The sequence below is a fragment of the Variovorax sp. LjRoot290 genome, assembly GCF_964253985.1.
Classification (GTDB): domain Bacteria; phylum Pseudomonadota; class Gammaproteobacteria; order Burkholderiales; family Burkholderiaceae_C; genus Variovorax.
In genome coordinates, this window is record NZ_CAXURW020000002.1 from 900,412 (window position 1) to 921,891 (window position 21,480).

21 protein-coding genes are annotated in these 21,480 nt (G+C 67.3%); 10 read left to right on the forward strand and 11 right to left on the reverse strand.

The features are described 5' to 3' along the window. Positions 1 to 52 precede the first annotated feature (52 nt). Genes ACSQ9A_RS33350 through ACSQ9A_RS33400 form a run of 11 tightly spaced genes read right to left on the reverse strand, consistent with a single transcriptional unit; the run spans position 53 to position 10,740 of the window. Entirely contained in the window at positions 53 to 1,105 is a 1,053-nt protein-coding gene (locus tag ACSQ9A_RS33350; RefSeq protein ID WP_436307081.1) for a branched-chain amino acid ABC transporter permease, read from the reverse strand. Between the two features lies 1 nt (position 1,106). Continuing rightward, positions 1,107 to 1,988, reverse strand: coding sequence for a branched-chain amino acid ABC transporter permease (locus ACSQ9A_RS33355; RefSeq protein ID WP_436307082.1), 882 nt, complete (start codon positions 1,986 to 1,988; stop codon positions 1,107 to 1,109). Beyond that, positions 1,988 to 3,976 carry an AMP-dependent synthetase/ligase gene (locus ACSQ9A_RS33360; protein WP_436307083.1) on the reverse strand — a complete coding sequence of 663 codons (1,989 nt, stop codon included), beginning with the start codon at positions 3,974 to 3,976 and terminating at the stop codon, positions 1,988 to 1,990. Before ACSQ9A_RS33360 ends, ACSQ9A_RS33355 begins: the two co-directional genes overlap by 1 nt. Further along, the gene (locus ACSQ9A_RS33365; protein WP_436307084.1) at positions 3,973 to 4,761 is read right to left on the reverse strand and encodes an ABC transporter ATP-binding protein; all 789 of its coding nucleotides are present in this window, start codon (positions 4,759 to 4,761) and stop codon (positions 3,973 to 3,975) included. Before ACSQ9A_RS33365 ends, ACSQ9A_RS33360 begins: the two co-directional genes overlap by 4 nt. 10 nt (positions 4,762 to 4,771) lie before the next feature. Continuing rightward, on the reverse strand, positions 4,772 to 5,608 hold the full coding sequence (locus ACSQ9A_RS33370; protein WP_436307085.1) for an SDR family NAD(P)-dependent oxidoreductase: 837 nt from the start codon (positions 5,606 to 5,608) through the stop codon (positions 4,772 to 4,774). Beyond that, positions 5,605 to 6,036 carry a MaoC/PaaZ C-terminal domain-containing protein gene (locus ACSQ9A_RS33375; protein ID WP_436307086.1) on the reverse strand — a complete coding sequence of 144 codons (432 nt, stop codon included), beginning with the start codon at positions 6,034 to 6,036 and terminating at the stop codon, positions 5,605 to 5,607. Before ACSQ9A_RS33375 ends, ACSQ9A_RS33370 begins: the two co-directional genes overlap by 4 nt. 1 nt (position 6,037) lies before the next feature. Beyond that, complete coding sequence (locus ACSQ9A_RS33380; protein WP_436307087.1) at positions 6,038 to 6,487, reverse strand: MaoC family dehydratase N-terminal domain-containing protein; 450 nt, start codon at positions 6,485 to 6,487, stop codon at positions 6,038 to 6,040. A gap of 9 nt (positions 6,488 to 6,496) precedes the next feature. Next, entirely contained in the window at positions 6,497 to 7,678 is a 1,182-nt protein-coding gene (locus ACSQ9A_RS33385) for a lipid-transfer protein (RefSeq protein WP_436307088.1), read from the reverse strand. 8 nt (positions 7,679 to 7,686) lie between these two features. Further along, positions 7,687 to 8,616, reverse strand: coding sequence for a 3-keto-5-aminohexanoate cleavage protein (locus ACSQ9A_RS33390; RefSeq protein ID WP_436307089.1), 930 nt, complete (start codon positions 8,614 to 8,616; stop codon positions 7,687 to 7,689). Continuing rightward, on the reverse strand, positions 8,609 to 9,523 hold the full coding sequence (locus ACSQ9A_RS33395; protein WP_436307090.1) for an SDR family oxidoreductase: 915 nt from the start codon (positions 9,521 to 9,523) through the stop codon (positions 8,609 to 8,611). The genes ACSQ9A_RS33390 and ACSQ9A_RS33395 overlap by 8 nt, the downstream gene beginning before the upstream one ends. A gap of 5 nt (positions 9,524 to 9,528) precedes the next feature. Beyond that, positions 9,529 to 10,740 carry an acyl-CoA dehydrogenase family protein gene (locus ACSQ9A_RS33400; protein WP_436307091.1) on the reverse strand — a complete coding sequence of 404 codons (1,212 nt, stop codon included), beginning with the start codon at positions 10,738 to 10,740 and terminating at the stop codon, positions 9,529 to 9,531. 196 nt (positions 10,741 to 10,936) lie between these two features. On the opposite strand from ACSQ9A_RS33400, the gene ACSQ9A_RS33405 reads away from it, so the two are divergent. From ACSQ9A_RS33405 to ACSQ9A_RS33450, 10 genes are all read left to right on the forward strand, one after another. Next, the gene (locus ACSQ9A_RS33405) at positions 10,937 to 12,421 is read left to right on the forward strand and encodes an acetyl-CoA carboxylase biotin carboxylase subunit (RefSeq protein ID WP_436307092.1); all 1,485 of its coding nucleotides are present in this window, start codon (positions 10,937 to 10,939) and stop codon (positions 12,419 to 12,421) included. Further along, positions 12,421 to 12,927 (forward strand): biotin/lipoyl-containing protein, encoded by a 507-nt coding sequence (locus ACSQ9A_RS33410; RefSeq protein WP_436307093.1) that lies wholly within the window; start codon positions 12,421 to 12,423, stop codon positions 12,925 to 12,927. Before ACSQ9A_RS33405 ends, ACSQ9A_RS33410 begins: the two co-directional genes overlap by 1 nt. After that, positions 12,924 to 14,531 (forward strand): acyl-CoA carboxylase subunit beta, encoded by a 1,608-nt coding sequence (locus ACSQ9A_RS33415; protein WP_436307094.1) that lies wholly within the window; start codon positions 12,924 to 12,926, stop codon positions 14,529 to 14,531. Before ACSQ9A_RS33410 ends, ACSQ9A_RS33415 begins: the two co-directional genes overlap by 4 nt. A gap of 8 nt (positions 14,532 to 14,539) precedes the next feature. Beyond that, positions 14,540 to 15,331 (forward strand): enoyl-CoA hydratase/isomerase family protein, encoded by a 792-nt coding sequence (locus ACSQ9A_RS33420; RefSeq protein ID WP_436307095.1) that lies wholly within the window; start codon positions 14,540 to 14,542, stop codon positions 15,329 to 15,331. 21 nt (positions 15,332 to 15,352) lie between these two features. Then, entirely contained in the window at positions 15,353 to 15,805 is a 453-nt protein-coding gene (locus ACSQ9A_RS33425; RefSeq protein ID WP_436307096.1) for a MaoC family dehydratase, read from the forward strand. Further along, positions 15,802 to 16,680, forward strand: a complete 879-nt coding sequence (locus ACSQ9A_RS33430) for an HpcH/HpaI aldolase/citrate lyase family protein (RefSeq protein ID WP_436307097.1) — start codon at positions 15,802 to 15,804, stop codon at positions 16,678 to 16,680. The genes ACSQ9A_RS33425 and ACSQ9A_RS33430 overlap by 4 nt, the downstream gene beginning before the upstream one ends. A 62-nt stretch (positions 16,681 to 16,742) precedes the next feature. Beyond that, positions 16,743 to 17,498 carry a TetR/AcrR family transcriptional regulator gene (locus ACSQ9A_RS33435; RefSeq protein WP_436307098.1) on the forward strand — a complete coding sequence of 252 codons (756 nt, stop codon included), beginning with the start codon at positions 16,743 to 16,745 and terminating at the stop codon, positions 17,496 to 17,498. Between the two features lie 234 nt (positions 17,499 to 17,732). Then, positions 17,733 to 18,545, forward strand: coding sequence for an ABC transporter ATP-binding protein (locus ACSQ9A_RS33440; protein ID WP_436307099.1), 813 nt, complete (start codon positions 17,733 to 17,735; stop codon positions 18,543 to 18,545). Positions 18,546 to 18,610: 65 nt separating this feature from the next. Then, positions 18,611 to 20,593: an AMP-dependent synthetase/ligase gene (locus ACSQ9A_RS33445; protein WP_436307100.1), complete on the forward strand. Its 1,983-nt coding sequence runs from the start codon at positions 18,611 to 18,613 to the stop codon at positions 20,591 to 20,593. Then, entirely contained in the window at positions 20,593 to 21,480 is an 888-nt protein-coding gene (locus ACSQ9A_RS33450; RefSeq protein WP_436307101.1) for a branched-chain amino acid ABC transporter permease, read from the forward strand. The genes ACSQ9A_RS33445 and ACSQ9A_RS33450 overlap by 1 nt, the downstream gene beginning before the upstream one ends.

Genomic DNA, 21,480 nt, shown 5'->3' on the forward strand with positions numbered 1-21,480 from the left:
CTCCGGTGTAGTGGGCTAACAGGGGTGCCGTTGCGCAGGGAAAAATCCGCCGTCAATAGGGGAAAGGCCAACGCCGCCAGGCCTGCTTCGTCGTGTTCACACGGTGCATCAATCCCTTGGGCTCGAACAGCAGGAACAGGATCACCACCGTTCCGAGCAGCACGTTCATGCTGGCGAAGACGATGTCCTGCCCGACGATCGGGAAGGTCTGCGACAGCGACGAGCCGAGGCTCGCGACGCCTTCACGCGCCAACTGGATCAGCACGGTGCCGATCAGCGCGCCGACGATGGAGCCGAGGCCGCCGACGATCATCATGGAGATCAGCCAGATCGAGCTGAACAGCGTGAACTGCTCGACCGACACGTGCCTCAGCGCGATTGCCCACAGCCCGCCCGCGATGCCGGCATAGAACGCGCCGACGAGGAAGGCGCGCATCTTCGTCATCATGACGTTGATGCCCATCATCCCGGCCGCGACATCGTCGTCGCGCACGGCCTCGAAAGCGCGGCCGTGGCGGGAGCGCACGATGCCGAAGGCACCGAAGGTCATGATCACCAGCACGATCAGCGCGAAGTAGTAGATCGCCGTGTCGTTGGCCAGATTGATGCCGAAGGCCGTCGCGCCCTCCAGGTGCACGCCGCCCGGCCCGCCGAACCAGTTACGCGGCAGGTTGAGCGCGAAGAAATGGAACAGTGCCTGCGCGGCGATGGTCGTCAAGGCCAGGTAGAAGCCCTTGATGCGCACCGCGGAGAGTCCGAACAGCGAACCGAAGACGGCCGCCGCCACGCCGCCGAAGACGAGCGCCAGCGGCACCGGGAAGGACCAGTGCGCCACTGCGACCGCACAGGCATAGGCGCCAACGCCCATGAAGGCCGACTGCCCGATGTTGATCTGCCCGGCATAGCCGGTGCAGATCTGCAGGCCGATTACCGCCACCGCGGTGATGAAGATCGTGTAGCCCATGCTGATCCAACGCTCGGGCGCTACCCAGGGCAGCACCGCCAGGGCCAACACGAACAATGCAAGAGCCACCCACTGCGGGCGAGTGCGGATCAACGAGCGGTCGCCGCCGTAGCTTGTGAAGTAAACACCGGAGGCATCCATTTCAGACCCTTTCGATCGCGCGCCATCCGAACAGGCCGGTCGGCCGTACGAAAAGCATGAACAGCATGAAGACGTAGGGCACGATGGTCGATGCGGAGCCGCCGACCGCCGGGTCCACATAAGCGCTCACCAGCGACTGCAGGATGCCCATCACCGCGCCCGCCAGCAGCAGGCCGAAGATGGATTCGAGGCCCGCGAACAGCGCCACCGGCAGCGCCGCCAGCCCGATCTCGGCGGACACCAGCGTCAGCGAGCGGCCGTTGAGGTAGACGATGGCGCCGAGCGTGGAGATCGCCGCGCCCATCATCCAGGCCAGCGTGGTGGCGCGCTTGACCGAGATGCCCAGCGAGATCGCGGTGGCCGGATCCTCGGCCACCGCCGTGAGCGTGAGACCGAAGCGCGAGTGGTTGAAAAACCACCACAGCCCCGCCGCCAGGACCACGGTCAGCACGGCGCCGATCGTGAGCGAGGTCGGCAGGATCAGGTCGCCGACGATGATGGGCGCTGCCGGCAGCAGCGCCGGGAACTGCCTGTCCATCGGCCCCCAGATCACGAGGATCAACCCGCGGATAAGGATCACGAGGCCGATCGTGACCATCACCATCGAGAACACCGATTCGCCGATCAAGCGCGAGAAGAACAGCCGCTCGATGATGACGCCGTAGGCCAGCGAGGCCACGAAGGCCAACGGCACGGCCACCAACGTCGGCAGCCCGCTGGCCATGGTGAGCGTCCACACGGTGAAGGCGCCCACCAGCATCAACTCACCCTGGGCAAAGTTGAAGACCTTGCTGGCCCGATAGATCACGACGAAGCCGAGCGCCAGCAGCGCATAGAGCTGGCCGATCAGCACGCCGTTGAGCACGTAGTTGAGAAATTCCATCATTGCACCTCTTGGGCCTCGAGGGCCGACAGCACCGGGGAAGGCGCCCGAACGGGGGTGGCTGGCTGCGCCGGCAGGCTGGCGATGCCGAGCCGCATCGCGGCGCGCAGCGTGCCGCTGCGCCCGTCCTGATAGCGCACGGGGATCGCGACGTTGACCTGCGAAATCCCGGCGTACAGCGCCTCGATCACGTCGCGGTAGCGCTCCTCGATGAACTCGCGCTTGAGCTTGCGCGTGCGCGTCAGTTCGCCCTCATCGGCATCGAGCTCCTTGGGGAGGTTCGCGAAGCGCAACACGCGGGCCGCCGGTTCCAGCTTGGCGTTGACGGCGCGGATTTCCGCAGCCACCTGCTCGACGATCTCCGGCCGCTGCGACAGGTCAGTGAAGGTCGTGAAGCCGATGTTGCGCTGCTCGGCCCAGCGGGAGAACACCACCTCGTCGATGTTGACCAGCGCGACCACGAAGTCGTGCTGCGGGCCACCGATGACCAGCACCTCCTTGATGTAGGGCGAGAAGCGCAAACGCACCTCGATGAACTGCTTCGGGTACTTGGCCCTCGAGCGCAGCTCGCTCATGTGCTCGATGCGGTCGTAGTAGATCAGCTCCGAGGCGGGCGAGCGGCCCACCGCGTCACCCGTGCGGTACCAATCGCCGTCGAACTTCTCGGCCGTCTTCTCGGGTCGCTTCCAGTAGCCGGTGAAGCCCGCGCCGCCGCGCAGCTGCAGTTCGCCCGCGTCGGAGATACGCCATTGCAGCGCTTCGCCCCACTCGGTGGGTTCGGTCAGGGGCCGCCCGATCGTTTCGGGGTCGTACTGCGCGCCGGTGTGTGCCGACACGAGGCCGAACTCGCTGCAGGCGTAGATGTTCCGCAGCGCGATCCCCATGCCTGCGAACAGGCGCACCACGTCGGGCGACATCGCCGCACCGCCGGTGATCGCAACCTTGACGCGCTTGAGGCCCAGTTGGTCGCGCAGCCCACGCAGCACGCTCCATTCCGCGACGACGTTGGCCAGCCGTGCCATCGGCGTCGACTCGCGGCCTTCGATGCGCGCCAGGTTCACCTTCTTGCCGGCGGCCAGGGCCCAGTCGACCCACTTCCGCCGCAGCCACCCTGCATCGATCATGCGGCTGAACACGCCCGAGGCCAGGTTCTCCCACTGGCGCGGACCGAGCACAATCACGTCGACGGCCAGCTCGCGGATCGCTTCCTGTACCTGGTCCGGCCGTTCGGCGAAGCTGACCCGCATCGGCAGCGACATGCCCAACGTCACGCCGAACCACTGCTCAGGCACCCACGAGAGCGGGATGTACGACAGGTACTCGCTGTGGGGCAGGATCTCCAGCGCACGCCGCAACCGCTCTGCGCAGTCGAGCAGCGCGCGGTGCGTCGTGACCACCCCTTTGGGGTGGCCGGTCGTGCCCGAGGTGTAGGCGAGCAGCGCGATGTCGTCGGTCTGCCCACGCTCGATCTCCTGCTCGATGCGCTGCGGGAATTCGCGCGCCAGCGACCGGCCGCCTTCGATCACGGCGTCCAGGCTCTGCAGCGCCGGCTGCTGGTAGTCCCACAGGCCACCCGGCTCACAGTAGAAGATCGTGCGCAACCGCGGGCAGTGCGCCAGTGCCGTGAGCGACTTGTCGACCTGCTCCTGGTCCTCGGCGAGGATGGCCACCACCTCCGCATCGTCCGCGACGTAGCGCAATTCGTCCTCGGACGAGTCCGGGTACAGCGTCACGGTCTTCGCGCCGATCGCCATCGCCGCCCATTCGACCCAGTAGATCTCGGGACGGTTCTCGCCGATCACCATCACGGTCTGCCCGCGCTCGATGCCCAGCGCCAGCAGGCCGAACGCCGTGCCTTGCACCTTCTCGTAGATCCGGCGCCAGCTGTACTCGGCCCAGATGCCAAGCTGCTTGTAGCGATGGCCGACGAGCTCGGCGCGCTCCCGGCTGTTGTACAGCAGCCATTGCGGCGCGGTCTGCGGCTTCATGCCTTGACTCCCAAGTAGGCGGAGATCACCGCCGGGTCGTTTTGCACCTCGTCGGGTGTGCCCTCGGCGATCTTGCGGCCGAAATTCAGCACCACCACGCGGTCGGCGATGTCCATCACCACGCCCATGTCGTGCTCGACGAGCACCACGGGAATCTTCTTGAATTCGCGCACGTCAAGGATGAAGCGCGCGAGGTCTTCCTTCTCTTCGGCGTTCATGCCGGCCATCGGCTCGTCGAGCAACAGCACCTGCGGCTCGGTCGCGAGTGCCCGGCCAAGGTCGACGCGCTTGCGCATGCCGTAGCCGAGCGTGCCGACCGGCTGGTGGCGGATGTGCTCGATCTCGAGGAAGTCGATGATCTCCTCGGCCTTCTCGCGGTGGCGGACCTCTTCGCGGTGCGCGAACGGAAAGTAGGCGAAGGCCTGCAGCAGGCTGCTGTTCATGTGCGCAAACCGGCCGACCATGATGTTGTCGATCACGCTCATGCGCCCGAGCAGGTGCGTGCCCTGGAAAGTGCGCGCCACACCCGACACCGCGACACGGTGCACCGGCCAGCCGCCGATGTCGGCGCCCTTGTAGCGCACGCTGCCGACCTGCGGCCGGTAGAAGCCCGACAGCACGTTGAGGAAGGAACTCTTCCCGGCGCCGTTCGGACCGATCAGCGCCACGAGCTCGTCGGTGTGCACCTCGATCGAAAGCTTCTCGAGCGCGGTCACACCGCCGAAGCGCAGGGTGACGTCGCGCACGTCGATGACGTTGCCGGCCGCCTGCTGGGTGCTGTTCATCGCGCGTCGCCTACGACAGCGTGAAGCCACCGCCGCAGACGATGGTCTGGCCGGAGATGTAGTTGGACTCGGGCGTGCAGAACAGGTAGACCGCACCGGCCGCCTCCTCGGGCGTGCCGCCACGGCCCAGCGGGATCTGCACTTCCATCGCCTTCATCAGGTCCGGGTTCACGCCGACCTTGATCTCGCGTCCCTCGATGTCGATCTGCGCATTGGCGTCGGCCGTGGCCTCGGTCAGGCGCGTATGGATCAGTCCGAAGGCCACCGTGTTCACGTTCACGCGCAGACGGCCCCACTCCTTGGACAGCGCCTTGGTCAGGCCGGTCACGCCGGCCTTGGCCGCCGCATAGTTGGCCTGGCCGGCATTGCCGCCGAGCCCGGCGATGGACGAGATGTTGACCACCTTGCGGTAGTTCTGCACACCGGCCTCCGCATCGGCCTTGACCAGCGAGCGGATCGCCGGCTGTGCGGCGCGCAGGATGCGGAACGGTGCCGTCAGGTGGCAGTCGAGCATGGCGTACCACTGCTCGTCGGTCATCTTCTGGATCACGTTGTCCCAGGTGTAGCCGGCGTTGTTGACGATGATGTCCAGGCCCTGGTAGGTATCGACCGCTGACTTGATGAAGCGGTCGGCGAAGTCCGGCGCGGTAACGTTGCCCCAGCACGCGACAGCCTCGCCGCCGGCGGCCTTGATTTCCTGCGCCGCCTGCTCGGCTACATCCCGGTCCAGGTCGTTGACGACCAGCCGCGCGCCTTCGGCCGCCAGCTTCAGCGCCAGTGCACGGCCGATGCCGCGGCCCGAGCCGCTGACCAGCGCGACCTTGCCGTTGAGATTTCCCGTTGTCATTGAAGTTCTCCGATCGATACGACGGCTTCGCCAAGCACCTTGGCCTCGCCATACTGGTTGTTCAGGTGGATCTCGACCCGCACGGCGCGCTCGCCGCCGTCCAGGGTGATCTGCTCGACCACGCGGCCGCTGCAGTGGGCCTCGTTGTAGAGCTGGAAGATGCCGACGAAGCGCAGCTCGATGCTGCGGATGCGCTCCTGCTCGACCCAGTTCGTCAGCAGGCGCCCGAGCCAGGCGGCGCTCAGCATGCCGTGACCAAAGACGTCAGGCGCGCCGGCCTTGCGGGCCGCGTCGGTGTCGATGTGCAGCGGCACGTGGTCGCCCGAAGCGCCCGCGTAGAGCGCGAGCGTCGCCCGCGTCAGCGGCGGGACGACGAGTTCCGGCAACGCGGCGCCGACCTCGAAGGAAGGAGTCGATGGACGGCTCATGTCATTTGCCCTTCGCGTAGGCAGGATCACGGTAGATCACGGTCGAGGACAGCGTGGCGATGCGCGCATCGCTCTGGTTGCGGACCTCGGTCTTCTTGAAGATGAACTGCAGCGCCCCGCCCTTCTTCTCCTGGATGTCCTCGATGGAGGCGTCGAAGCTCAGCACATCGCCCGCGAAAGCCGGCGCGTGGTAGTCGAAGCGCTGCTGCCCGTGCAGGATGTGCAGCAGGTTGACGCCCAGGCCCTTCAGCCAGTCGAGCGGATCGGGGTCGTCGATCATTTCCAGGCAAAACAGGTAGGTGGGCGGCACTTGCAGCGCCTGTCCCGCGTCCTTGGCCGCGAACGCCTTGTCCTTGTCGCCAATGACATTGAGAAAGAAGCGCAGTTGCCCGGCCTCCACCGTGCGCGTCACGCGCCGCAGCGAGCGGCCGATGTGTGTGCGATCCAGCATGCGCGACTCCTAGGCCTGGCCGTACATGGTGACCACGGCAGCGCCACCGAGGCCCAGGTTGTGCTGCAGCGCGAAGCGCGCGCGCTCCACCTGCGTGCCTTCGGCCGTGCCGCGCAACTGGCGCGTCAGCTCGTAGCACTGCGCCAGGCCCGTGGCGCCCAGCGGATGGCCCTTGGACAGCAGGCCGCCCGATGGGTTGACGACCACGTCGCCGCCATAGGTGTTGCGCGCCTCGTCGACGAATCGGGCTCCCTCGCCGACCGGGCAGAAGCCCAGCGCCTCGTAGCTGAGCAGCTCGTTCTGCGCGAAGCAGTCGTGCAGCTCGCAGACGTCGACGTCTTTCGGGCCGATGCCGGCTTCGGCGTAGACCTTGGCGGCGGCATCCTCGCTGAGATGGAAGCCGACGAGGTCGATCATCGAGCGCGAGTCGAAGCTGTTCGCGCGGTCCGTCGTCATCGCCTGGCCGAGGATCTGTACGCGCGGCGTCAGCCCCTTGCGCGCCGCGAATTCCTTCGAGACCAGAATGGCCGCAGCCCCGCCGCAGGTCGGCGGGCAGGCCATGAGCCGGGTCAGCACCCCCTCCCACAGCACGGGCGAGGCCAGCACCTCCTCGGGCGTGACCTCCTTTCGGAAGAGCGCGAGCGGATTGCGCCCCGCATGGCGGCTGGCCTTGGCGCGAATCTTCGCGAAGGTCTCGAGCTTCGTGCCGTATTTCGCCATGTGCTCGCGGCCGGCACCGCCGAAGTAGCGCAGCGCCAACGGCAGCTTCACGCCGTCCGTCAGGCTGTCGCACAGCGCATCGAAATTCTCGAAGGCGTTGGGGCGGTCCTGCCAGTGCATGGCCAGGGCGCCGGGCTGCATCTGCTCGAAGCCGACGGCGATCGCGCAATCCACCGCGCCGCCGGCCACCGCCTGGCGGGCCAGGAACAGCGCCGTCGAACCAGTCGAGCAGTTGTTGTTGACGTTGACGACCGGAATGCCGCTCATGCCGACCTCGTACAGCGCACGCTGGCCGCTGGTCGAGTCGCCGTACACGTAGCCGGCATAGGCCTGCTGCACATCGTCGTATTGCAGCCCCGCATCGGCGAGGGCCTGGCGTGCTGCCTGCGCACCCATCTCGTGGTACGGCAGGCTGTCGCCCGGCTTCTTGAACGGGATCATGCCGACCCCTGCGACCAGTACTTGCTTCATCTCAGTCCTCAAAAAGAAACCTTGTCCGCGCCCTTGAGCGCGAGGATCGCGCGCGCCTCGTCCGGCGTCGCGACCTCGAGGCCCAGGCCTTCGACGATGGCGCGCGCCTGGCGCACCTGCTGCGCGTTGGACTCGGCGAGCCGCCCCTTGCCGGCCCACAGCGAGTCCTCCAGGCCAACGCGCACGTTGCCGCCTTGCGCCGCGCCCATCGCCACCAGCGGCATCTGGCTGCGACCGGCGCCGAGCACCGACCAGCGGTAGTTGTCGCCGAACAGCCGGTCGGCCGTACGCTTCATGTGCTGCACGTCCTCGGGATGCGCACCGATGCCGCCCAGCAGCCCGAACACGGTCTGGATGAACAGCGGCGCCTGCACCAGCCCTTCCTGCCAGAAGTGGTGCAGGTTGTAGAGATGGCTGGTGTCGTAGCACTCGAACTCGTAGCGCGTGCCGGTCTCGTTGAGCGTGCGCAGCGCGTAGCCGATGTCCTTGAAGGAGTTGCGGAACACCAGGTCGCGCGAGTTCTCCAGCATCTCCGGCTCCCAGGCGTACTTGAAGTCCTTGAAGCGCTTGAGCATCGGAAACAGGCCGAAATTCATCGAGCCCATGTTCAGGCTCGCTACCTCGGGTTTCCAGACGGCGGCCGGGCGGATGCGCTCCTCCACCGACATGAAGGGCGAGCCGCCGGTCGTGAGGTTGACCACGACGTCGGAGCGGCGCTTGATCTCGCGCAGGAAGGGCTCGAAGGCTTCGGGCGATTGGTCTGGCCGGCCGTCGGCGGGGTTGCGCGCATGCAGGTGCACGATGGCCGCTCCAGCCTCGGCGGCGCCGATGGCGGCCTCGGCGATCTCCTCGGCCGTAACCGGCAGGTGCGGTGACATCGAGGGCGTGTGGATCGAGCCCGTGACGGCACAGGTGATGATGACTTTGCGCTCAGGCATGGAGGCTTCCTTCGGATGGAGGCGATTCGCCGAAGTGGTCGGGGCGACCGGCGGTCCAGAGTTCGCCCCACAGGCGCCCGCCTCCGTCGACGGTCATGACTTCGCCGGTCATGAAGCTGGCAGCCGGACTCGCGAGGAACACGGCCGACTCGGCGATCTCGCGCAGGCTGCCCGGTCGGCGCAGCGGATTGGCGCGATGGAATTCGCGGCGCGCCTCGGGCGGATAGACCTCCAGCCCTTCGCTGGCCGTCAGCCCCGGCGCGAGGCAGTTGACGCGCACGCCCAGCGGCGCCCATTCGACGGCCACCGTGCGCGTGGCGCCGATCACACCGGCACGCGCCGCGATCGAATGCGCGATACCCGGGATGCCGCGCTCGACGACGGCCACCACGTTGACGATCGCGCCGGGCGCCGCGGCGTCGCGCCAGTGGCGCGCGGCCGCCTGCATCATGTGCCAGGTACCGTTGAGGTTGGTGTCGATCACCGCGTTCCAACCCTTGGCCGAGAAGTCGATCGCCGGCTGCGGGTACTGTCCGCCGGCGTTGTTGACCACCGCCGTCAAGGTGCCGCACTCCGAGGCAATGCGCTTGAACAGCGCCTCCACCTGCTGCGGGTCGCGTACATTGGCCGCGATGGGCAGCATGCGCGCACCCTTCTCCTTCGCGAAGGCGGTCACCTGGTCGAGCTTTTCCTGCGTGCGCCCGCAGACGATCACCTGCGCGCCGAGCCGCGCGAACAGCAGCGCGATGGCGCGGCCGATGCCGCTGCCGCCGCCCGACACGAGCACGCTGCGGCCCTCGAACAGGCTCGCGTGATAGACCGTCGGCTCTGCCCAGAGCGATTCAGCCATCGATGCCGCGATCGAGTTCGCGCTTGAAGCCGACGGCGTGGAGATGCTCGCGCTCATGGCCGTCACCCGCGCAGCAGTTCGCCGCTGATGATCAGCTTGCGCACTTCGGTCGTACCGGCGCCGATCTCCAGCAGCTTGATTGACCTATAGAGCCGATTGATCTCGGATTCCCAGATGTAGCCATAGCCGCCATGCACCTGCACGGCTTCGTCGAGCACCGCATTCATGGTGTTGGCGGCGAACATGACGGAGGCGGCCGTCAGCTTGTGAATCTCGCCGCGGCCCGCGTCGCCACCGTGCAGCGCACTGACCGCCCGCAGGGTTTGGTAGGTGAACAGCCGCATGGCCTCCACCCCGACGTACATCTTCGCCAGCTTGTCCTGGATCATCTGGAAGTTGCCGATCGACTGGCCGAACTGCTGGCGCGTGCGCGCGTACTCGATGCTCAGCTCCAGCGCGCGCTCGGCGATGCCCAGGCACAGCGGCGCGATCATGGCGCGCTCGAGGTCAAGCCCGCTCATCACCACCTTGACGCCGGTGTTCTCCTCGCCGATGCGGTTGACGGCCGGCACGCGGCAGTTGTCGAACACCAGCTCGCCGGTCTGGCTGCCGCGAAAGCCCATCTTTTCGAGCTTCTGCGCCACGCGGAAGCCCGGCGCGTCCTTGTCGACCAGGAAGGCCGAGATGCCGCGCGAGCCCAGCGACTTGTCGGTCTTGGCATACACCAACAGCACGTCGGCGACCGGCCCGTTGGTGATGAAGATCTTCGTGCCGTTGAGCACGTAGTCGTCGCCGTCGCGCACCGCCGTCGTGCGCATCGAGCCCAGCGCGTCGGAGCCCGCGCCCGGCTCGGTCAGCCCGAGGGCACCGACCCGCTGGCCGCTGCACATGCCGGGCACGTAGCGCGCCTTCTGCTGCTCGTCGGCGTTGCGCAGCACGTTGTGCAGGCACAGGTTCTCGTGCGCCACCCAGCTCAGGGCCAGCGCGTGGTTCCAGCGCGCAAAGGCCTGCAGGACGAGGCCGCTCGTGAACAGACTCAGCCCGGCACCACCCAGCGCTTCCGGCGCGGTGATGCCGAAGTAGCCGTTGGCACCGATCTTCACGAACGCCTCGGCCGGCCACCATTCCTCGTCGTCCATGCGCTGTGCCAGCGGGTAGAGCTCGGCCTTGGCGAAGCGGTCGGCCTGCGACAACATTTCCACCTCGTCGTCGGACAGGCCACTGAAGACCTGTGCGATCGGGCGTTGGGCTTCGGACAAAACACTCTCGGACATCGGTACTCCAGACGGTCGGCGGCCGAAGACGGCGCCTTGTTCACAAGCTTCCACTGTGAAGCATTAATTGAGTCAGCCTCATAAAGTTACCACCACAAGCGCTATCTTCGACTGGGGAAAACCATCATGGGATTAAATGAGTTGAACTCAATAATGGAAATCCGACGGGCCGAAGGCTCGCAAATATGGAGTGCAAGTGCAAAAAGACTGGCCGTTTGATTCGGTACTGATCGCCAACCGGGGCGAGATCGCGCTTCGCATCGTTCGCAGCGTGCAGCGGCTGGGACTCAAGGCGGTGGTGGTCCACCACGCCGTCGATGCCTCGTCGCTCGCGGTGCGCCACGCCGATGCGGCGGTCGAGATCCACGGCAGCACGCCGGTGGCCGCCTACCTCGACGGGGCGCAGATCATCGAGGCTGCCAGGCAGTCGGGGGCCGGCGCCGTCCACCCCGGCTACGGCTTCCTGTCGGAGAACGCCGGCTTCGCGCGCGCCTGCCAGGCGGCCGGACTGGTGTTCGTTGGGCCCGCGCCCGAAGTCATCGAAGTGATGGGCGACAAGGTCACGGCCCGCGCCTTCGTCGCGCGCAGCGGCTTCCCGGTCGCGCCCTCGGCCATCGAGGACGACGACCCGGCCAGCTTCGTCGAACGTGCCCGCGCGGTGGGCTTTCCACTGCTCATCAAGCCGGCGGCCGGCGGCGGCGGCAAGGGCATGCGCATCGTGCGCGACCCGAAGCTGCTGGCGCCGGAAATCGAACGCGCGCGCAGCGAAGGCCAGCGCTACTTCGGCGACGGCCGCCTGTACGTCGAGCGCTTCGTCGAGAACCCGCGCCACATCGAGGTCCAGGTCCTCGGCGATAGCCACGGCAATGTGCTCCACCTCTTCGAGCGCGAATGTTCGGTCCAGCGGCGCTTCCAGAAGATCGTGGAGGAGACGCCCTCCCCGGCATTGACGCCCGAACTGCGCCGCGACATCTGCGCGACGGCGGCCGGCATCGCGCGCAGCGCCAAGTACAGCAACGCGGGCACCGTGGAGTTCATCTACGGTGACGGCGTCTTCTACTTCCTCGAGATGAACACGCGGCTGCAGGTCGAGCATCCGGTGACCGAAGAACTCCTGGGCATCGACCTGGTCGAACAGCAACTCCGCGTGGCGGCCGGAGAGCGGCTGGGCTTCGGGCAGGACGACCTGCGGCCCCAAGGCCACGCAATCGAATTCCGCGTCTATGCCGAAGACCCCGCCGCCGGCTACCTGCCGACCACCGGCCCGATCCTTGCGCTGCACGAGCCCGAGGGGCGTGGTGTGCGCATCGACGCCGGCATCGCGGCCGGGCAGGACGTCACAGCCGCCTTCGACCCGATGCTGGCCAAGCTGATCGTCTCCGGCCCGACGCGCGAGGCGGCGATCGAACGCGCGCAGCAGGCCTTGCGGGACTATGTGCTGCTCGGCTGCAAGACCAACATCGGCTTTCTGCGGCGGCTGCTGTCGCACCCCGCGTTCGTAGCCGGCGAGATCCACACCGGCTTTCTCGATGCGCACCCGGAAGTCGCCGCCGAGCCCGCGCTCGACACGGCGACGCTGCACAAGCTGCTGGCCGTCGCGGCGCTGGCTTCGCGGCCCGTGCGCGACGCGGCCGATGCCGTGCCCACCTTGCATGCCGCCATCGGCGCCTGGAGGAATTGATGGCCCATGCATTCCACCTGCTCGGCACCGACCATGAAATCTGGTTGGCCCGCGCGGGCACCACCTACCGGCTGCACGTCGGCGATGCGAGTCTGGCCGTGGCCATGTCGCCGCGCGGCGACCATGCGCACGAACTGATCTTGCACGACGACAGCCACCGGGTGTTCGTCGCACGGCGCGGCGACGACGTCCACATCCACCTCGACGGCGACACCTACCTGCTGCGCTACTCGCACAGCCTGGCGCGCTTCGCCGATCAGACGGTCGACGAAGGCGAGGCCGTCGCGCGCGCGCCGATGCCCGGCTCGGTGATCTCCGTTGCCGTACAGCAAGGCGAAGTCGTGCAGCGCGGACAGGCACTGCTCGTGATCGAGAGCATGAAGATGGAAACGACGATCAACGCCAGTTGCGATGGCGTCGTCCAGGCCCTGCACGTCGGCCTGGGCCAGACCTTTGAACGTGACGCTCCGCTGGTGACACTGGAGCGAGGAACAGCAGCGCCATGAAACGCATCGACTCTGCACTCAACACGCGCTCTGCCGACTTCCAGGCCAACCGCCAACACAACCTGGCGCTGGTGGAAGGCCTGCGGCAGCAACAGGCCAGCGTGCGCCACGTCCGCCCGGAGCGTGACATGGAGCGCCTGGCCCGGCAGAGCAAACTCTTTGTGCGCGAGCGGCTGCAGCAGTTGCTCGACCCCGGAACGCCCTTCCTGGAACTCTCCACCCTCGCCGCCAACGCGGACTACGACGGCGAGGTGCCGGGCGCCGGCGTGGTCACCGGCATCGGCATCGTCAGCGGGCGCGAGGTGATGGTGAACGCATCGGACGCCAGCGTCAAAGGCGGCGCCTGGTACCCGCTGTCGGTCAAGAAGATCGTGCGCGCCACCGACATCGCGGTCGAGAACCGGCTGCCGATGGTCCACCTGTGCGACAGCGCCGGAGGCTTCCTGCCGCTGCAGGCCGACCTCTTCCCGGACCGCCACAACGCCGGGCGCATCTTCCGCAACCAATCCATCCTCTCGAAGATGGGCGTGCCGCAGGTCTCCATCGTGCTGGGCCATTGCACGGCCGGCGGCGCCTACGTGCCGGCGCTGTCGGACTACAGCGTCATCGTGCGCGGCAACGGCGCCATCTTCCTCGGCGGCCCGCCGCTGGTGAAGGCGGCCACGGGCGAAGAAGTCAGCGCCGACGAGCTAGGCGGCTGCGACGTGCACACCCGGATCTCGGGGACCGCTGACTATCCGGCCAGCAACGAGTTCGAAGCGATCGCCATCGCGCGCGACGTGGTCGCGCAGTGGAAGCGTCCGGTCAAGGCCGACGTGCAATGGCAGGAGCCCGAGGCGCCCCTCTACGACCCGCAGGAGCTCTACGGCATCATCCCGCGCGACATCAAGGTGCAGTTCGACATGCGCGAGATCCTCGCGCGCATGGTCGACGGCAGCCGCTTCCACGAGTACCAGCCGGCCTACGCGCCCACGCTGCTGTGCGGCTTCGCGAACCTGTGGGGCTACAAGGTCGGCATCCTGGCCAACAACGGCGTGCTGTTCAACGAGAGCGCGCAGAAGGGCACGCACTTCATCGAGCTGTGCAATCAGAACCGCACGCCGCTGATCTTCCTGCAGAACATCACGGGCTTCATGGTCGGGCGCGACTACGAGCGCCGCGGCATCACGAAGGACGGCGCCAAGATGATCATGGCGGTGGCGGGCTCCGAGGTGCCCAAGTTCACCGTGATCTGCAACGGCTCCTTCGGCGCCGGCAACTACGGCATGTCGGGCCGCGCCTTCGATCCGCGCTTCCTGTTCATGTGGCCACAGAGCCAGATCTCGGTGATGGGCGCCGAGCAAGCGGCCAACGTGCTGGCCGACGTGAAGTTGCGGCAGCTGGCTCGCACGGGCGCGAACCTGAGCCTCGAGGAAGTCGCGGCCATCCGCGACCCGGTGCTGGAGGACTACCGCCGCCAGTCGAGCGCGCTCTATTCCACCTCGAAGATCTGGGACGACGGCATCCTCGACCCGGTCGACACGCGCAACGCACTGGGCATCGCGATCTCGGCGGCGCTGAACCAACCGATCGCGCCGCCCAGCTACGGCGTGTTCCGCATTTGAGGCCGATGGTGTCCGAAGACGACGCGCCAGTCCATGCCGCACAGCCCGAAACCGGCGTGGCGGTGCTGACGCTGCGCCGCAAAGCAGGGCCGAACGTCATCGACGGCGCCTTCTGCGAACGGCTGAGCAGCGCCTGCGAGAGCTTCTCCAGGGACGATACGCTGCATGCGGTGCTGCTTCGCGCCGAAGGGCCGGCCTTTTGCGTCGGCGCGGACATCGGCCAGATGCAAGCCCGCCTGGACGACCTCCCCGCCTACCTCGGCGAGTTGATCGACCAGGCGCATGCGGCGGTGCTGGCGCTCAGCGGCCTGCCGGTGCCGGTCATCGCTTGCGTACACGCCGTGGCCGCCGGCGGCGGCTTCTCGCTGGCGCTCGCTTGCGACAGCGTGATCGCGTTGCGCTCGGCGCGCTTCGTCGTCGCCTATCCGCAGCTCGGCGCCACGCCGGACACCGGTTTCACGCATTCGCTCGCGGCGCGGGTCGGTCCGCACCGCGCGCTGGAGATCTGCCTTTCGCCGGCACCCCTGGGGGCCGAGCTGGCGCATCGGCTTGGCATCGTCAGCGAACTGGTCGACGAAGGGGGGCTCGATGATGCAGGCCTGGCGGCCGCCCGGCGCCTGGCCGCGCTGCCGCGTCTGGCGGTGGCCGGCGCGAAGGCCCTGCTCCAGGCCAGCGCACTGCCGGCCCTTGAGGAACGCCTGCGGCGCGAAAAGGAATGGTTCCTCCGCTGCGCTCGCACAGAGGCGCTGCGCGAGCGCGTGCGGGCCTTTTCGCAGCGCACCACCGGCGCCGCACATTGAACATTTTCAAGGAGCAAGACGATGGCAGGCCACTGGTTCGAGGAGTTCAGCGTCGGACAGGCGTTCGCGCACGAGATACGCCGCACCGTCACCGAAGCGGACAACATGTGGTTCAGCAACGCGACCTGCAATCCGGCCGCGATCCACATCGACGCCGAATACTGCAAGGGCACCGAGTTCGGCCACCCCTTGGTCAACAGCATCTTCACGCTCGGACTGGTGATCGGCCTGTCGGTGCAGGAGACGACGCTGGGCACGACGGTGGCGAACCTCGGCATGACCGACACGCGCTTTCCCTTTCCGGTATTTGCCGGCGACACGATCCGCTCGCGCACCACGGTGAAGGATCTGCGCGAGAGCAAGTCGCGCCCGAACGCCGGTATAGCGACCTTCCTGCATCAAGGCTTCAACCAGCGCAACGAAGAGGTCTGCACCTGCACGCGGCAGGCACTGATGCTCAAGAGGTCGAGATGAGCGGTTTCAAGCTCCGCTCGATGCTGTTTGTCCCGGCGGACAGCGAACGCAAGCTCGCCAAGTCAATGGAGAGCGCGGCAGACGTGCTGATCCTCGACCTCGAGGATTCGGTCGCGGATTCGCGCAAGTCCCGCGCGCGCGGCGCCGCGGCTTCCTTTGTCGGCGCCCAGGCGACCACACTGGCCTCGCGGCTCTTCGTGCGCATCAACCCGCTCGACACGGCGCTGGCGATGGATGACCTGGCAGCGGTTGTCACCCGGGGCCTGGCCGGCATCCTGCTGCCCAAGATCCGCAGCGCCGCGGACATCATCCACCTCGGCCATTGCTTGGATGCGCTGGAGGCGCGCGCCGGCATCGCGCCGGGCACCATTCGCATCGTGCCGGCCGCAACCGAGACGCCGCAGGCGATGCTCGGCATGCAGTCATTCAGTACACCCCTGCCCCGACTGGCCGGCCTGACCTGGGGCGCCGAGGACCTCTCGACGGCCATCGGCGCGGTCTCCAACCGCGAGGAAGACGGCGCGTATTCGCCGCTGTACACGCTGGCCAACTCGCTGTGCCTGTGCGCCGCGGCCGCCGCTGGCGTGCCGGCGATCGATACGCTGCACGCCGACTTCCGCGATGTCGCAGGCCTGGAGGCTGTCTGCCGGGTGTCGCGTCGACGCGGCTTCCGCGGGCGCATCGCGATCCATCCCGACCAGGTGGCGACGATCAACGCGGCCTACTCACCAACCGAAGCCGAACTGGCGCATGCGCGCAGCATCGTCGACGCCTTCGCCGCGCAGCCGGAGGCCGGCACGCTCAGCATCGACGGGCAGATGGTGGACAAGCCCCATCTCACGCAGGCACTGCAGACGCTGGGGCTCGCGGCATGAACGCCCGGCCCGCGCCGCATAGTAAGCTCCGTGCGAAGACAACAGGCGCAATCCCGCACCCCATGAAGATCAGCACAAAGCGACCGCGCAGCAAGAGCGAAAAGGCCGACAAGCGCGCCACGGACAGCGCGCTCGCCCCGCTGTCGGAGCGGCGCCAGCGCCGCGCCAACGAAATCCTCGCTGCCGCGCGCGAGGTGTTCCTGGAAAAAGGTTTCCAGGGAACAGCCGTCAGCGAGATCGCGAGCCGCGTCGGCATCGTTGAAGGCCTGGTGTTCAGTTACTTCCCGACCAAGCGCGACCTGCTCCATGAAGTGCTGCGCGAGCTCTATGAGCCGCTGATCAAGGATGTCGACGAGGGCTACGAGCGGCTCCAGGGCCTGCGGGCGCGCCTGCGCTTCATCATCTGGCGCCACGTGCGCGTCTATGTCGAAACGCCCGGCCTCGCCAAGCTGGTGCTGCACGAGGTGCGTACCGGTCCCGAATACACGAGCTCGGGGCTGCACGCGCTGCACGTGCGCTACACGCAGTACGTCAGGCTTGCGCTCGAGGATGCGGCCCGGGAAGGCGAGATCGACGGCTCCGTCGACGTCGAATGCGTGCGCTCGATGCTCTACGGCGGGCTGGAGCACCTGATGTGGCCGGTGCTATTCGGCACGCAGCGCGCCAATGTGGACCTCATCGCCGACCGCTATACCGATCTCATGCTGCGGGGCCTCCAACCCGCGCAGGAGCGCCGCAAGGACGATGTGGAGTCGCGACTCGCGCGACTCGAGGCACTGGTCACAACAACCAAGGCCACGCAGCGAAAATCTTCCTGACCCTCTTCTGAATTCCACTCAAAGGCCGCCGGCGACATCGCCCGCGGCCTTTCTCATTGGAGATCCTCCCAGGCAAACTAAGTGTTTGCACCTAAGGCTCATTCATGTTTTTGACTTAGACTCAAATTATCGCGAGCCGAAACCGGCCGATGGCTGTTGAAAGTCTTCGAAGCTAAAACGAGCTCGACTCAAACAATCGCGCCCTGACACGGCGGATACTGGAACGGAGACAGCGTGAGCGCAACGGAATCCGGGAGCCCTGTGGTCCTCGAATGCGAGGGCATCGAACGCTCGTTTGGCGGCCTGAAGGCGCTCAAGGGCGTGAGCTTCGCCGTTCGCCAGGGCGAGATCTTCGGGCTCGTGGGCCCGAACGGCAGCGGCAAGACGACCATGATCAACGTCGTTACCGGCTTCTACCCGCCGCAGGCAGGCCGCGTGCACCTCTTCGGCCAGGACATCACCGGCATGCGGCCCTACCGCATCGCGCAGCAGGCCGTGGCGCGCACCTTCCAGAACCTCGCACTCTTTCGCGGCATGAGCGTGCTCGACAACATCCTGCTCGGTCGCCACGTCCACATGCGCCCGAGCGCGCTGGCCTCGCTGTGCTACTGGGTCTGGGCGGCGCGCGAGGAAACGGCGCACCGCCGCGTCGTCGAGGAGATCATCGATTTCATGCAGTTGCAGGACATCCGCGACGAACCGATCGAGTCGATCCCGCCGGGCCTGCAGAAGAGCGTTGAACTGGCGCGCGCCCTCGCCTCGGAGCCGAAGTTCCTGATCCTCGATGAGCCGATGGCCGGCATGAACCAGGAGGAGAAGGAATACCTCGCGCGCTACATCCTCGATGCGCGCGACGAGCGTGGCATTTCCATCCTGCTGATCGAGCACCACATGGACGTGGTCACCTCGCTGTGCGACCAGGTGCTGGTCCTCAGCTACGGCGAGGCCATCGCGCAGGGACCGGCCCGCGAGGCGATCTCGTCGCCGGCCGTGGTCGAAGCCTATCTGGGCCATCGAGCAGCGCAGCGCGCGGGGGCGATCGCATGAGTGTCACCCGAACGAGCGAAGGCGCTCGCCTCCGCTTTCAGGAGGGGGCAGGGGCAGCAGACGAAGTGGCGCAGTCTGGCGCAGAAGGCCGTGCAACCGAACTGCGCACGCGCCTCGTTGCCGCCAGCGAACGCTGGCAAGGCGGCAGCGAAGGCGAACCCGCATCGCTGATCGCGGCCATGGCGCGCAACGTGCTCGCGTATCCAGCGCGCGTCGCGGTGCGCGAGCGCGATCGCGGCATCTGGGTCGAACACGACTGGGCGGCGATCCTCGGCGACGTGATCGCCCTGGCCGCCGGACTCCAGGAAGCCGGCGTGCGGCCCGGCCACGCGGTGATGGTGATCGGCGACAACCGTCTGCGACTGTACGAGGCGATGCTCGCCACCATGGCGCTGTGCGCCTTCCCCGCCCCCATCTATCCCGACGTGCCGCCGTCGGAGCTCAAGCACTACAGCCAGTTGGGCCACCCGGAGGTGGCCATCGTCGAAGACCAGGAGCAGGTCGACAAGCTGCTGGAGCTGCGCAAGCACAGCGACGGCCAGCCGCGCACCATCGTCTACCACGACCCGCGCGGTCTCAAGGCTTGCAACGAGCCGGGGCTTGTCTCGCTGGAGGCGCTGCTCGAGCGTGGACGCGCACGGCTGGGCCGCGAGCCGGCGCTCATCGACGCACTGATGATGCAGGCGACGGCGCGGGACACGGCCGTGCTGCTTCATTCCTCGGGCACCACGGGCATGCCCAAGGGCATTCCGCTGAGTCAGGCGAACATCATCGGCGGAGTACGCAACGCGGCCGCCGCGGGCTACTTCCAGCTGCACGAGGAGCACTACGCCTACCTGCCGATGGCCTGGGTCGGCGACTTCGTCTTCACGCTCGGCGCGGGGCTGGTGCTGGCCTTCACGATCAACATTCCCGAGCGCCAGGAGACGGTGCTGCACGATCTGCGCGAGGTGGCGCCCACGATGTATCTTGCGGCGCCGCGCGCCTGGGACCACATGCTCACGCGCGTGCAGGTCGGCATGGCCGAGTCGACGCGCTTCAAGCGCTTTCTTTACGAGTGGTTCATGGGCCGCGCCATCGAGGTCGAGCGACGGCGCCTGGACGGGCACGCGCCGAACATTGGCGAACGCTTCGTGCGGCAGCTCGGCGAATGGCTGGTCTTCGCGCCGATCCGGGACATCCTGGGCCTCTCGCGCGCGCGGCGCGCCTACACGGGGGGCGAGGCGCTCGGCGAAGACACCTTCCTGACCTTTCGCGCACTGGGCATCAACCTGCGCCAGTTCTACGGACAGACCGAAACAGCGGCGCTCACGGCCGCCCAGGGCGATGGCGATGTCAAGCTGCACACCGTCGGCCGGCCGATGCCCAACGTCGAGGTGCGCATCGACGAGCGCGGCGAGATCCTGGTCCGATCGGCGTCGGTGTTCGACGGTTACTACGAGAACCCCGACGCTACGGCCGAGGCATTGCACGAAGGCTGGCTCTCAACGGGCGACACCGGCTACTTCGAGCCTGACGGGCAACTGGTCGTACTGGGCCGCGTCAGCGAAGTCATGCATACCGCGGGCGGCGAGCGCTTCGTTCCGAACTACATCGAGAACCGGCTCAAGTTCAGCCCCTACATCCGCAATGCGGCCGTGATCGGTGCGGGCCGCGAGCGCCTCGGCGCGCTGGTATGCATCGACTTCGAGGCGGTGGGCCACTGGGCCGAAGAACGCGCCCTGCCCTACACCTCCTATGCGGATCTTTCGCAACGCCCGGAGGTGGTGGCGCTGATCGCAGGCGTGTTCGAGCGCGTCAACCGCGTGCTCAAGCCGGAGCTGGCCCTGCGCCGCTTCGTCAACCTGCCCAAGGACTTCGATGCCGACGACGGCGAGATCACGCGCACCCGCAAGCTGCGCCGCGGCACGGTCGAGGAGCGCTATGCGGTGGTGATCGAGGCACTGTACGGCGCTGCCGAGACGGTCGATTTCGACACCGCCATCACCTACGAAAGCGGCCAGACCAGCGCGATGCGCCGCACCTTGCAACTCAAGAGGGTCGACTGATGGACATCCTGCTGTATGCGGAACTCACGATCAATGGCGCCCTGGTGGGCCTGATGTACGCGCTCGTGGCGCTGGGCATCGTGCTGGTCTACAAGGCCTCGGGCTATGCCAACCTGGCGCAGGGGGCCTTCGCGATGGCGGGCGGCTACGCCTGCCTGCTGATCACGACGGCACTCGGGCTGCCGGTCTGGGCCGCAGCCCTGCTGTCGCTGGTGGTGCTGTTCTTGGCGGGCATGCTGGTCGAGCGCCTTCTGCTGCGTCGCATGATCGGTCAGCCCGTGGTGATGGTCATCATGCTCACGCTCGGTCTCGAGATCCTGTTGCGCGGACTGGTTCCTGGGTTGCTGGGCTCCTCTGTGAAGCGGCTGGATCTGGGCATCCCGCAAGCGCCGGTGCTGCTGGGCGACATCCTGGTCAACCGCGCCTATCTCGCGGGCGGCCTGATCGCCCTGGTGCTGATCGTTGGCGCGATGGCCTTCTTCAACTCGCCGCTGGGCGTGCGCATGCGTGCCGTGTCGGACGACAAGATAGCGGCCTGGTCGGTCGGCATCCGGGTCGAGCACGTGATCGCGGTCGCCTGGGGGCTGGCGGGCGTGTCCGCCGGGGCCGCGGGCATCCTCTGGGGCTCGGTGCAGGGCGTCGACTGGACACTGTCGCTACTGCTGCTCAAGGCGCTCGCGATCGCGATCCTCGGCGGACTCGACAGCGTGCCGGGCGTGCTGGTCGCCGGCCTCGTGATTGGCATCGCGGAGAGCGTCGCGGCCGGCGTGCTGGACCCGCTCCTGGGCGGCGGCACACGCGACATCGTCGCCTCGGTCTTCATTCTGCTGACGGTGCTGGTGCGGCCGCACGGCCTGTTCGGCAGCGAGCACATCGAACGGGTCTGA